Here is an 11,571-nt window from a genome sequence, read left to right on the forward strand (position 1 = left end):
CCAGGCCATTGGAGGATATGCCGGGCTCACATTACATGATCTATTCCGTCGGCCAAGGTGGGAAAAATGCGACATGCGGACTTTGCAGTGCTTTGCCGCTTGCCGAGAGACCCCGCGGACCACCCCCGCTAAAGTGAGAAATGTCCGATGCGCCGTTCTGGCGCTTCCCGGGGGCCCAAGTCGACGCTCCGTCAGCCCTGAATCATCATCACCTTACGGAGTGATCTCTGATGTTCGAACGACTTCTTGTTGCCGCCGCCGTGGTGGCATCCGCAATCATCGGCTCGACCGCGCTCACCACGCTGGCCGCAAGCGCGGCCGACACGCCGAGCACGACCATCGCCGCCCAGGCCGCCGCCACCATGGCGGAGCCTCCCATCCCTGACGATGACGACGAGGACAGAGCACGCTGACCCAGGCGACCGCTGCGGTGGACGATCCGTCGTGATCGCGTTCCAACGGAATCGCGGCCACCCCGTGGTGCGAGTCATCGCGGGGTGAGCCGTCCGCGTTGTGGATGGCGTGGCGCAGCCCAGGCAGGGCACGCGGTAAATGCGGCCGGGTCGGCGGAGATCGAGCAAACGCTTGGTAGTGTTGTGGCGTGCTGCTGGAGGGCAAGGTCGCGGTCGTCACCGGGGCAGGCCCCGGGCTGGGTCGGACGCTGGCCGGGCTGCTGAGCGAGGAGGGCGCCAGGGTCGTCGTGGCCGCCCGTACCGCGGCGACCGTGGCGAAGACCGCCGCCGAGGTGCCGGGCGCGCTGGCCGTCCCCGCCGACGTGACCAGGATCGACGACGTACGGCGGCTGGCCGACACCGTGATCGAGCAGTTCGGCCGGGTGGACGTGCTGGTCAACGCCGCCTTTCCCGGATCGCACCGCAGGAACGTGCTCGACATGTCGGTAGACGACCTAGAGACCTGGCGCGGGGCCGTCGAGACCGGCGGCTATGGGACGCTGCTGGCCTGCCGGTTCATCGCGCCGCACATGGTGGCCCAGGGGTCCGGCTCGATCGTCAACATCACCTCCATGTCGTCCCGCACGGGCTACGCGGGGCGCAGTGATTACGCCGCTGGCAAGGCCGCCGCGCACCTGCTGTCGCACTGCCTCGCCGACGAACTCGGGCCGTACGGGGTCCGGGTGAACTGCGTCGCGCCCGGCTGGATCGCCAGCGACGTGCTGGAGGAGTGGATGCGTACCCGGGCGGCGGCGGAAGGCGTGCCGTTCGAGGAGATCCTCGCCCGCGACGTCTCGGCGATGGCGCTGCGCCGCATCGCCACGGAGGAGGACGTGGCCCGCGCCGTCGTCTACCTCGCCTCCGACCACGCCAAGGCCGTCACCGGCGCCACCATCGACGTCAATGGCGGCGAACTGTTCACGTGACAAGCCTTGAGCATCACATCTGGATATCTAGTGCTTTACCGTACCGTGATCCACTGATTTCGCTACTGTCGCATCCGTCCCGTACGAGAGGAACCCCGGATGCGACGTTTACCCTCCGTTCTCGCCACCGCGCTCGCCGCGATCTCCCTCCTCCCATCCCCTGCCCTGGCGCAACCCACCCGGAGCGAAGAGACCGCCCAAGTGACGGCGAAGGCGATCAAGGGGCAGGCGACCATGTACGAGCTCCAGTCGGGAGGCGGCAACTGCTCGTATCCGTCACCTCCCGCCGGCAACCTCTACGTCGCGCTCTCCCCCGGCGAGTACGCCGCCGCGGCCGCCTGCGGCGGCTACCTGGACGTCACCGGACCGAAGGGCACCGTCCGGGTCAAGGTCGTCGACCAGTGCCCGGAGTGCGCCGCGGGGCACATCGACCTGAGCCGTACGGCCTTCGCCCGCGTCGCGGACCCCGTCAAGGGCCTGGTGGGGGTCACCTACCGCCCGGTCTCCAACCCGCGCGTCGGCAGCCCGCTGTCCTTCCGCGTCAAGGAGGGGTCGTCGCAGTGGTGGCTGGCCCTGCTGGTCATCGACCACGGCAACCCGCTCACGTCGGTCGAGGTGAAGAGCGCCGGCGGCGCGTGGCGCAAACTGGCCCGGGCCGACTACAACTACTGGATCGCCGAGTCCGGCGCGGGCCAGGGCCCCTTCACCGTGCGGGTCACCGACACCCGTGGCCACCAGGTCACGGCCAAGGGCATCCGCCTGACCCCCGCCGCGGTCCAGCGCACCACCACGAAGATGTACTGACACCGGCCGCTACGGTTCAGCGGGCCGGTTCGAATAGTTCGATGAGGTTGCCGGCCGGGTCGGTGAGCAGGATCTGGCGGCCGCCGGGGCCGGCGATGACGTCGCCGCGGAAGGACAGCCCGGCGGTGCGCAGCCGGTCGATCTCGGCGTCGAGGTCGTCGACGACGAGATGGATGCGGTTGCGGCCTGGCGCGGTGGAGTCGCCGGGCGTGGCCCGGGCGCCGGAGCTCGCCGGCCCGGACAGCAGCAGGCGCAGCGGGCCGCGGACCACGTCGGCGAATGCGGGCGCGGGGTTGGTACGCAGGGTGAAGCCGAGATGAGTGGTGTAGAAGTGGACGGCGGCGGCCACGTCGTCGACGATGTAGCGGACACTGGCGAGCTCTGTTGTCACGGCTGAACCTCCGTATTCGTGACGTGGGAAAGAACGGGCAGCAGATAGCGGATGCGCGTGTCGATGTCCGCCGCCATGTGTCTGAAGGCGGGGTAGCTCGCCTGATCGTTGTCGTTGGTGGCAGCGGGGTCCGGGATGCTCCAGTGGATCGGTCGCGGCTGATCACCGAACTCGGGGCGGACCTCGCGGACCTTGTCGCACAGGCTGATCAGGTGATCGAAATGGTGGTGGGCGACCGTATCCAGATGGCGTGGCCGTTGGCCGGCGATGTCGATGCCGTAGTGCTCGCGCAGGACTCGCACGGCGTTGGGGTGCACGTGGGGTTTGGGGTGGCTGCCGGCGCTGGCCGCCTCCACCTGACCGCTGGTGCGGTGGCGGAGCAGGGCCTCGGCGATGGGCGAGCGGGCGCTGTTGCCGGTACAGGCGAACAGCACGCGAGGCCGGGCCGAGAGTTCGGCGGTCGTGGCCGATGGTGGAGCGGGATCGAGGCGCAGCGCCGGGTGCAGGGCGGCACCGGCGGCGGTCAGCGCGTGCGCGCAGCGCTCCAGATCGAGGTGGTAGTAGCTGTCACGGGCGTCGAAGCTGCTCCGGTGGGCGGTGACCAGCCCGGCTCCACGCAGCAGTCGCAGATGGTAGGAGATCAGGTTCTGCGGGTGGCCGAGCAGGTCGACAAGCTCACGGACCCGGTAGTCGCTCGCGGCCAACACGGTCAGCAGCCGCCACCGCAGCGGGTGGGCGGCCATGCGTACGAACGCCGGGGCCGTGCTATCCGTGGACACCACACTCAGCAGGTTACATCAAACCTGTTTGATGGATTTTCGGCTGGCCCGGCAACCAGGGGCTGTCCGGGCCAGACGTCAGCGCGTCAGTGAGTGGCTGTACCTAGGTCGACCGGCAGGGACAGCGGGCCGATCGTGAAGAACGACGGGGAGTACGGGATGTCGTCGGGGTCGATCGTGAGGCTGAGCTCCGGAAAACGCCGGTACAGCGAGGCGAGCGCCAAACGGCCCTCCATCCGGGCCAGCGGCGCCCCGATGCAGAACCGCGGGCCGTGACCGAAGCCGAGGTGTCCGGTCTGCTCGCGGGTGATGTCGAACTGGTTGGCACTCTCGCCGTGCTCCGCCGGGTCGACGCCGGTCGCCTGGTAAACCACACCCACGGCGTTGCCTCGGGGGATGTGCACCCCGGCGATGGTCACGTCCTCCGCCGTGAAACGGAAGCTGGTCATCATCACCGAGTGGCGGTAGCGCACGGTCTCCTCGACCACGTCGGCCCACCGGTCCTCGGCCTTGGCGAGCTCCAACTGGCCGGGGTTCTGGGCCAGCGCGACGATGGCGTACCCGAGCAGGTGGACGGTGGTCTCGTGGCCGGCCACGAGCATGATCCACAGTACGCCGACCAGCTCGTCGGTGGTGAGGTGGTCACCCTCGTCACGGGTCTGAACCAGGCCGGTGGTGAGGTCGTCGCCCGGTTCGCGCTGCTTGCGCTCCACGAGGTCGTGCAGGAAGGCCATGAGGTCGTTCTGCGTCGCGAACGCCACCTCCGGCGGAGTGGTGTGCGCCAGCAGTGTGGCGGTCCACTTTCGCAGCCGGAGCCGGTCCTCGGCGGGCACGCCGAACAGTTCGCAGATCACCCACATCGGCAGCGCCTCGGTGAAGGCGGGAACCAGGTCGACGCCGTCACCGGCGGCCGCCACCTCATCCAGTAAGTCATCGATCATCTGCTGGATCCGCGGCTCCATGGCCTGCACCCGGGCGGGCGTGAACGCCTTGCTGATCAGGCCGCGCAGCCGCCTGTGGTCGCCACCGTCCATCGTGGACAGGTGACCGCCCTGAATGATGGCGCGTAGCGGCCAGTCTTCGGGAATCGAGCCGTCGTGCAGCGCGGGCCAGTGCTGGGGATCCCTGAGGAAGGTCTTGTTGTCGCCGGCGAGGATCTCCCGTACCGCCTTGTGGGTCAGTGCCAGGTAGGCGGGTACGCCCCCCGGGAATTCCACCTCGACCACAGGAGCGATCTCCCGGAACCGGATGCAGGTGTCGAGCGGGTTTTCGCCCATGACCGGGAAGGAGGGGAGGCTAGTCGTCATTTGACCCCTTAGTCAGGAACTCGGTAAATATCCAGTGATCACATCACATAGCGGTTGGGGTCTACAAACAACAGATATCAGTGATCAGTAACGAGATGGTTACCTTGTGTCCACCCTAGAGCTGCCCGCGGTCACGGCTTTCAGCTCGTCCATCGACTCCCGGATGACTTGCGACAAGTCCGACTGGCCGGTCTCGTCGATCCAGCGGGCGAAGGCGATCCTGAAGACGGCGATCCCCGCCTCGGCGGCCAGGCTCGCGGCCGGGTCGGTGATGCCACGCAGGCGCAACGCGTCGGCCAGCGCCGAGGCGAGTGATACGAGCTTGATCAGCTCACGCTCTCGAAGCTCCGCGTTCGCGGCGATGATGGCCTGGCGCCGCTGGGAGTGTTCGCGGCGCTCCTGGAACAGGGCACCGGCGGCCTCCAGGGCCGCGGCTATCGCGTCGATCGGCGCCGCGGAATCAGGCGCGTCGGCGACGGCGTGCACAAAGAGCTCTTGAAGTGCGCCCTGCCCCCCGAACAGAACCTCGCGCTTGTCGGCGAAGTGCCGGAAGAACGTTCGCTCCGTGAGCCCCGCCCGCTTGGCGATCTCGGCCACCGTGGTCTGTTCGTAGCCGCGTTCGCCATAGAGCTCCAGTGCCGCCTGCTCAAGCCTGCCGCGCGCGTTCGGCTCCCATCGCCCCATGCCCAGATCATAGTTGATGACAGTGACTGACATGCCATACAGTGATGTCAGTACCTGACATCGGAGGTTCTCTCATGCATGTTTTCGTCACCGGCGCGTCCGGCTGGATCGGCTCCGCCGTCGTCCCCGAGCTCATCGGCGCGGGCCATCAGGTCACCGGGCTGGCCCGCTCGGACGCCTCGGCCGCCGCCCTCACCAAGGCCGGTGCGCAGGTGCATCGCGCCACGCTTGACGATCTCGACAGCCTGCGCAGTGCGGCTGCCGCGTCGGACGGCGTGATCCACCTCGCGTTCAAGCACGACATCGCCTTCTCGGGCGACTTCCAGGGCGCCGTCGACGCGGATCGGCGCGCTGTCGAGGCTCTCGGCGAGGCACTCGCGGGTTCCGATCGGCCGTTCGTGCTCGCCTCCGGGATGCTCGGGCTGGCGCCGGGGCGAGTGGCGACCGAACAGGACGGGCGTGGTCCCGACTCAGGTGCGGCGCAGCCGAGCAGCGGCGCGCAGAGTGCCACCGCGCTGCCGGGCGGCGGTGCGCAGGGCCGGCTGGCCACCGCGCAGTTGACGCTCGCCCTCGCTTCCCGCGGCGTCCGCTCGTCGGTGGTACGACTCCCCCCGACGGTGCACGGCGAAGGAGACTACGGCTTCATGGCGATGCTGGTCGGCATCGCCCGCGACAAGGGCGTATCCGGCTACCCCGGCGACGGGGCCAACCGCTGGTGCGCCGCGCACCGGCTCGATGCCGCGCACCTGTTCCGCCTGGCGCTGGAGAAGGCCCCGGCGGGATCGGTGCTGCACGCCGTCGCCGACCAGGGCGTGCCGATCCGGACCGTCGCCGAAGTGATCGGCCGGCAGCTCGGCATGCCGGTGGCCGCCATCTCTCCCGAGGAGGCGGGCGCGCACTTCGGCTGGCTGGCCGGCCCCCTCTCGGCCGACAGCCCGGCCTCGAGCACGCTGACCCGGGAACTCCTGGGCTGGCAGCCGACTCAACCCGGGCTCATCGACGACCTCGAGAAGGGCCACTACTTTGATCTACCGACTCAGGACTGACGAGACGACCCCCGAAAGCGGACAATAGATACAAATCACCTAGGCGGTCGGGGGAACGCCAATGGTCGACATCGATGTTCCGATCTGGGCCGCGCGTCTGCGGGTCCTGCGCCGGGGACGGCTGTGGAGCCACCGGGAGCTCGGGAGGCGGCTGGCCGACGCGGCGGACGAGACGTCGCGCGATCAACTGCCCGAACCGGAGACGCTCAGCTCGATGATTCGGCTCTGGGAGAGCGGGGAGCGGCGGCCCGACGAGGCGTACGCGGCGCTGCTCTGCCGGGCGTTCGGCGTGGCGGAGTCGGACCTCTTCGTCGGGGACGCGGCAGGCACCACTCTGTGGCACTACCTCACCGGCATTCCGCTGCGGTCGGGGATGTTCACCGCCGAGGAGGAGGAGCGTACCGGCCGGGCGATCGAGGCACCTCAGCGGGCCGACGAAGGAACCGTCCAGTACTTCAAGGCCACCATCGACGCCTACACCCGGGCCGATCTCCGGCCCGCCGACCTGATCCACGTGCTGCGGCCGGTGTTCGCCGGGATCGAGGAGTTCCATCGCGAGGCGGGTCCGCCCGTCCGGCGGGCCTTCCTCATGCTCGCCGCGGAGAACGCGGAGCTGATCAGTCGCATGCACCACGAGGCCGGCGACCCCGACGAGGCGCTGGCGTGGTCGGACGAGGCCATCCGCGACGCGCGTGAGGCGGCGGACGCGCTGCTGGAGGCCTACACGCTCGCCCAGCGGGGCGGTCTTTCCGACATCGGCGATCCCGGCCGGCTCGTCCACCTCGCCGTCGCCGCCCGCGAACGCGCCCACCTGCCGCCGTGGGTGGACGCCCTGTCGCGGGACCACGAAGCGCAAGGTCACGCCCTCGCCGGGGACGTGGACATGTGTCATCGCCGCCTGGAGGAGTCGGCACAGTCGCTGGAGGAATGCGGCGCCGCGCCGCCATACCCGACAGAAGCGCACAACGCGCTGTGCGCCGGCTGTCTCGTCGATCTCGGCCAGGCCGGCGGCGCGATCGAGATCCTGGAACACGAACCGCCGAAGGCGCAGCCGACCTATGCCGTCGCCTACGCCCTGGCCCGCATGGCCCACGCGTACGCCGACGCCCACGAGAGGGAGCGGTCGGCCGAGACCGCCCGTCAGGCTCTTGCCCTGGCCAGGCGGAGCGGCGCGCTGCGAGCACTGCGCGAACTCGCCAGGGTCCAGCTTCCCCGCCAGGACGTGAGGCACAGACGCATCCTGCTGTAGGACGCGCGGGTAATGCGTTCTTTTCTCTTTGCTAGCTCCACCCAGTGAATTACCGGGCTTTGCTGGAAGGAAATAAAGATTTCTCCGGGGGGCCGTCATGGCTCGTTCTCGTATCGTCTTCTCGCTCTCACTGGTCGCGGCCATCGCGCTGGTGGCGCTGGTACTCGGGGTGGTGGGCGGCCGGGCGACAAGCTCGGCCGTACAGGCGTCGGGCGGCGGCAAGGGCGGGGTGGCCAGCGGCAAGAAGATCGACGTGGTCATCAAGGCGAGCGACTCCTCGTTCTGGCAGACGATGATCGCCGGCGCCAAACAGGCGGGTGGGGACTTCGGGCTCAATGTGAGCACCTTCGGCCCGACGTCCGAGACGAACATCGACCAGCAGGTCCAGCTGGTGGAGAACTCCATCTCCCGGGGCGCTGACGGGCTGGTCATCGCGCCCAACTCCTCCAGCGCCCTGAACTCGGCGATCGACCGGGCGCGCAAGGCGGGTCTCAAGGTCATCACCGTGGACAGCCGCGTGACCACCCCCTCGGAGGGGTTCATCGGCACCGACAACGTCAAGGCCGGGATGCAGGCGGGCAAGCGCATGTGCGCGCTGCTCAAGGCGCAGAACAAGACGAGCGGCAGCGTGATGATCGAGTCCTCCGTGGCCGGCATCCAGTCACTCGTCGATCGGGACGCCGGCTTCAAGCAGGGCATCGCGATCAACTGCCCGCAGGTCAAGGTGGCGATGCAGCGCTTCAACAACAACGACATCAACACCGCAGCCTCGCAGGTCAACGACGCGCTGACCGCCAACCCGAACCTGGCGGGGGTGTTCGCGGACAACAACACCTCAGGTGTCGGCGCAGCTCGGGCGATCCAGGACAACCACGCCGCCGAGACCGTCCCCGTCGTGGCCTTCGACTCCGACCCGCAGGAGAACGCCGCGCTGTCCGCCGGCACCATCGACGCGCTGGTGGTGCAGAACCCCTACTTCTTCGGCTACCAGGGCGTCCTGGCCGCCGGGATGGCCACGGTCAACCGCATCCCGCCGCGTGACATCGATCCCGGGGCGGTCGTGGCCGACAAGACGAACATGACCGAACCCGACGTCAAGCAGCTGCTCAACCCGCCGACGATGAAGGCGGAATGATGGCCGATCCCGTCGTCGAACTGCACGGCGTCTCCAAGGCCTTCGGCCCCGTCCAGGCACTCAATGACGTCTCGCTCCGGCTGATCCCCGGCCAGGTGAACTGCCTCGCCGGGGAGAACGGCGCCGGGAAGTCGACCCTGATCCGGGTCCTGACGGGCGCGCTGCGCCGGGACAGCGGCAGCTACGAGATCGACGGCCGGCCGGTCACCACGCCGACCCCGGCATCCGTACGCGCGGCCGGCGTCCAGGCCGTCTACCAGGAGCTCAGCCTGCTGCCCCACCTGTCGGTCGCGGAGAACCTGTTCATGGGCCGCCTTCCCTCGCGTACCGGGATCATCGCCAGGAGCCGGCTGCAGACCCGCGCCAGGAAGGCCCTCGACGAGGTCGGCCTGACGGAGCTCAGCCCGCAGGCGATCGTGGAACGGCTCCCGGCGGCCACCCGCCAGCTCGTGGAGATCGCCAAGGTGCTGACCGCGGACTCCGTCAAGGTGATCGTCTTCGACGAGCCGACCACGGCGCTCACCGAGGCGGAGTCGGAACGACTGCTCCAGCACATCCTGCGGCTGCGCGAGCGCGGTATCGCGATGCTCTACGTGACCCACCGGCTTGAGGAGATGTTCGAGATCGGCGACTGGGTGACCGTCCTGCGGGACGGGGGCCTGTCCGAGGCCGGGCCGATCAGCAGGTACGACGAGGACCGGCTGATCACCGCCATGGTCGGCCGGGAGATCAGCTCGCTCTATCCGGAGACCCACCGGCACGCGGGAACGCCCGCGCTCCAGGTCCGGGGGCTGCGCCGGTTCGACGGCTCGCCGAGCATCGACCTCCACGTCGGGGCCGGGGAGATCCTCGGCATCGGCGGGCTGCTGGGGGCGGGACGGAGCGGGCTGCTGCTGTCCATCTTCGGCGCCGCTCCCATCGTGGCCGGTCAGGTGGAGGTCGGGGGCAAGCCGGTGAAACCGTCCGGGCCGCGCACGATGATGAACGCCGGGGTAGGGCTCCTCACCGAGGACCGAAAGGTGCTGGGCCTGCTGCCGGAGCTGTCGATCCGGGAGAACGTCACCATCGCGAGCCTGCGCAGCGGCTCTCGCCACGGTCTGCTGCCCGGCCGCGAACAGGCCGAGGAGGCGGACCGGCTGCTCGACAGCCTGCGGCTGCGTGCCGGTTCCTACGACCAGCCGGTGTCGACGCTGTCCGGCGGCAACCAGCAGAAGGTCCTGCTCGCCCGATGGCTGCTCACCAAGCCGAAGGTGCTGATGTTCGACGAGCCCACGAAGGGCATCGACGTCGGGGCCAAGGGCGAGCTCTACACCGTCATCGGTGATCTGGCGGCGAGCGGGCTGGGGATCATCGTGGTCTCGTCGTACCTCCCGGAGCTGCTGGGGCTCGCCGATCGCATCCTCGTGCTGCGCGACGGGGCGGTCGCGGGCGAGCTGCCCGGCACCGCCACCGAGGAGGAGGTGCTCCACCTGGCGAGCGGCACCGGAGGCGCCGGGCCTCCGCCCGCCGCGGACGAGCATCCGGCCCCCGCGGACGAGAGTCCGGCCACCGCGGGCGAGAGCACGGGCGACCCAGGAGAGGTGAGCCGAGATGCCTAAGCTGATCTGGCGCGAGCCGATCGAGACCACGACGATCACCAACCGGCCACCCACCGCCGGAACAGGCGAAACAGACCAGGCGGCCGCGCTGGAGACGGTGCCGCAGCCCAGGCAGGCGGCCGAGGCGACGGCCGAGCCCAAGCGACGGGTCATCACGCTGGGAGACATCGCCGGACGGGAGAGCGGCGGGCTCGTCGTGCTGCTCGTGGCGATCGGCGCCCTCACGCTCGCCAGCGACGAGTTCCTCACCGGCAACAATCTGGCCAACCTCGCCCGTCAGGTCGCCATCTTCGGGATCATCGCGGTCGGCCAGCTCCTGGTCATCCTGACCGCCGGGATCGACCTGTCGGTCGGCTCGATTCTCGGCCTGTCCGGCGCCTCCACCGCGCAGTTCCTGGTCGCGGGCATGCCGATCCTGCCGTCGATCCTGCTCGGCGTGGCGATCGGCACCGTGCTCGGGATCGTCAACGGCCTGCTGGTGACCCGGGCCCTGCTGCCGCCGTTCATCGCGACGCTGGGCATGCTCGGCATCGCCCGCGGACTGGTCCTGGTCACCACCGACGCCCAGACTATTCAGGGCGTACCGGACGCATTCCAGGTCATCGCCAACGGCACGATCCTGGGCATCCCCAACCTCCTCATCATCGCCGCGGCGATCACCGCCGTGATGTGGTTCGTGCTCGCCCGGACGGTCTTCGGCCGCTACATCTACGCCGTCGGCTCGAACCCGGAGTCGGCCCGCCTCGCGGGCGTCCCCGTCCGGATGGTGACGATCTCGGTCTACATGATCTCGGGCCTGCTCGCCGGTCTCGGCGGGGTGCTGCTCGCCTCCCGCCTGGGAGCGGGCATCCCCACCGCCGGCACCGGCTTCGAGCTCAACGCGATCGCCGCCTGCGTCATCGGCGGCGCCAGCCTGTTCGGCGCGAAGGGCAGCGCGATCGGCGCCGCCACCGGAGCGCTGATCATGGGCGTGCTCAACAACGGCGGCAACCTCCTGGCGATCAACGCCTTCTACCTCCAGATCGCCATCGGCGTGCTCATCCTCGTCGCGGTCGGGTTCGACCAGCTCAACACCAGGCGGTCAGCCGCGAGCGGCTGACCACGCAAGCCGTATTTAGGACAGCAGATTTAACGATATTGACATCTCCACAAAACGGACTCTAGGTTGTGCGAAACGTTTCGACAACCGTACAGGCCGGT

Annotated in this window: 12 protein-coding genes; 8 read left to right on the plus strand and 4 right to left on the minus strand. The window is 69.1% G+C overall.

Features of this window, described 5'->3' with window-relative positions:
- Nucleotides 1-230 precede the first annotated feature (230 nt).
- The 3 genes from ACGFNP_RS34370 (at nucleotide 231) to ACGFNP_RS34380 (ending at nucleotide 2,182) form a co-directional block, all read left to right on the plus strand.
- A complete protein-coding gene (locus tag ACGFNP_RS34370) occupies nucleotides 231-413 on the plus strand; it encodes a hypothetical protein (RefSeq protein WP_358331638.1) in 183 nt (60 codons plus the stop codon).
- Nucleotides 414-601: 188 nt separating this feature from the next.
- Nucleotides 602-1,378, plus strand: coding sequence for an SDR family oxidoreductase (locus ACGFNP_RS34375; protein ID WP_393325736.1), 777 nt, complete (start codon nucleotides 602-604; stop codon nucleotides 1,376-1,378).
- Nucleotides 1,379-1,477: 99 nt separating this feature from the next.
- The gene (locus tag ACGFNP_RS34380; protein ID WP_393325738.1) at nucleotides 1,478-2,182 is read left to right on the plus strand and encodes an expansin EXLX1 family cellulose-binding protein; all 705 of its coding nucleotides are present in this window, start codon (nucleotides 1,478-1,480) and stop codon (nucleotides 2,180-2,182) included.
- A 16-nt stretch (nucleotides 2,183-2,198) separates the two neighbouring features.
- On the opposite strand, the gene ACGFNP_RS34385 is transcribed toward ACGFNP_RS34380, so the two are convergent.
- The 4 genes from ACGFNP_RS34385 to ACGFNP_RS34400 form a co-directional block, all read right to left on the minus strand.
- Nucleotides 2,199-2,573 (minus strand): VOC family protein, encoded by a 375-nt coding sequence (locus ACGFNP_RS34385; RefSeq protein WP_393325740.1) that lies wholly within the window; start codon nucleotides 2,571-2,573, stop codon nucleotides 2,199-2,201.
- The gene (locus tag ACGFNP_RS34390) at nucleotides 2,570-3,355 is read right to left on the minus strand and encodes an ArsR family transcriptional regulator (RefSeq protein ID WP_393325742.1); all 786 of its coding nucleotides are present in this window, start codon (nucleotides 3,353-3,355) and stop codon (nucleotides 2,570-2,572) included. The genes ACGFNP_RS34385 and ACGFNP_RS34390 overlap by 4 nt, the downstream gene beginning before the upstream one ends.
- 83 nt (nucleotides 3,356-3,438) lie before the next feature.
- On the minus strand, nucleotides 3,439-4,659 hold the full coding sequence (locus tag ACGFNP_RS34395; protein WP_358331653.1) for a cytochrome P450: 1,221 nt from the start codon (nucleotides 4,657-4,659) through the stop codon (nucleotides 3,439-3,441).
- A gap of 99 nt (nucleotides 4,660-4,758) precedes the next feature.
- On the minus strand, nucleotides 4,759-5,343 hold the full coding sequence (locus ACGFNP_RS34400; RefSeq protein WP_358331656.1) for a helix-turn-helix domain-containing protein: 585 nt from the start codon (nucleotides 5,341-5,343) through the stop codon (nucleotides 4,759-4,761).
- Nucleotides 5,344-5,417: 74 nt separating this feature from the next.
- Here ACGFNP_RS34400 and ACGFNP_RS34405 point away from each other — a divergent pair, with 74 nt between their 5' ends.
- The 5 genes from ACGFNP_RS34405 to ACGFNP_RS34425 all read left to right on the plus strand — a co-directional run bounded on the left by ACGFNP_RS34405 (nucleotide 5,418) and on the right by ACGFNP_RS34425 (nucleotide 11,470).
- A complete protein-coding gene (locus ACGFNP_RS34405; RefSeq protein ID WP_393325745.1) occupies nucleotides 5,418-6,389 on the plus strand; it encodes an SDR family oxidoreductase in 972 nt (323 codons plus the stop codon).
- A gap of 61 nt (nucleotides 6,390-6,450) precedes the next feature.
- Complete coding sequence (locus ACGFNP_RS34410; RefSeq protein WP_393325747.1) at nucleotides 6,451-7,638, plus strand: hypothetical protein; 1,188 nt, start codon at nucleotides 6,451-6,453, stop codon at nucleotides 7,636-7,638.
- A gap of 97 nt (nucleotides 7,639-7,735) precedes the next feature.
- Nucleotides 7,736-8,773 (plus strand): ABC transporter substrate-binding protein, encoded by a 1,038-nt coding sequence (locus ACGFNP_RS34415; RefSeq protein WP_358331665.1) that lies wholly within the window; start codon nucleotides 7,736-7,738, stop codon nucleotides 8,771-8,773.
- Nucleotides 8,770-10,371 carry a sugar ABC transporter ATP-binding protein gene (locus tag ACGFNP_RS34420; protein ID WP_358331668.1) on the plus strand — a complete coding sequence of 534 codons (1,602 nt, stop codon included), beginning with the start codon at nucleotides 8,770-8,772 and terminating at the stop codon, nucleotides 10,369-10,371. Before ACGFNP_RS34415 ends, ACGFNP_RS34420 begins: the two co-directional genes overlap by 4 nt.
- Entirely contained in the window at nucleotides 10,364-11,470 is a 1,107-nt protein-coding gene (locus ACGFNP_RS34425) for an ABC transporter permease (RefSeq protein WP_393325750.1), read from the plus strand. Before ACGFNP_RS34420 ends, ACGFNP_RS34425 begins: the two co-directional genes overlap by 8 nt.
- Nucleotides 11,471-11,571 lie beyond the last annotated feature (101 nt).

The organism is Nonomuraea sp. NPDC049269 (assembly GCF_043197155.1).
In the GTDB taxonomy this organism is placed as follows: domain Bacteria; phylum Actinomycetota; class Actinomycetes; order Streptosporangiales; family Streptosporangiaceae; genus Nonomuraea.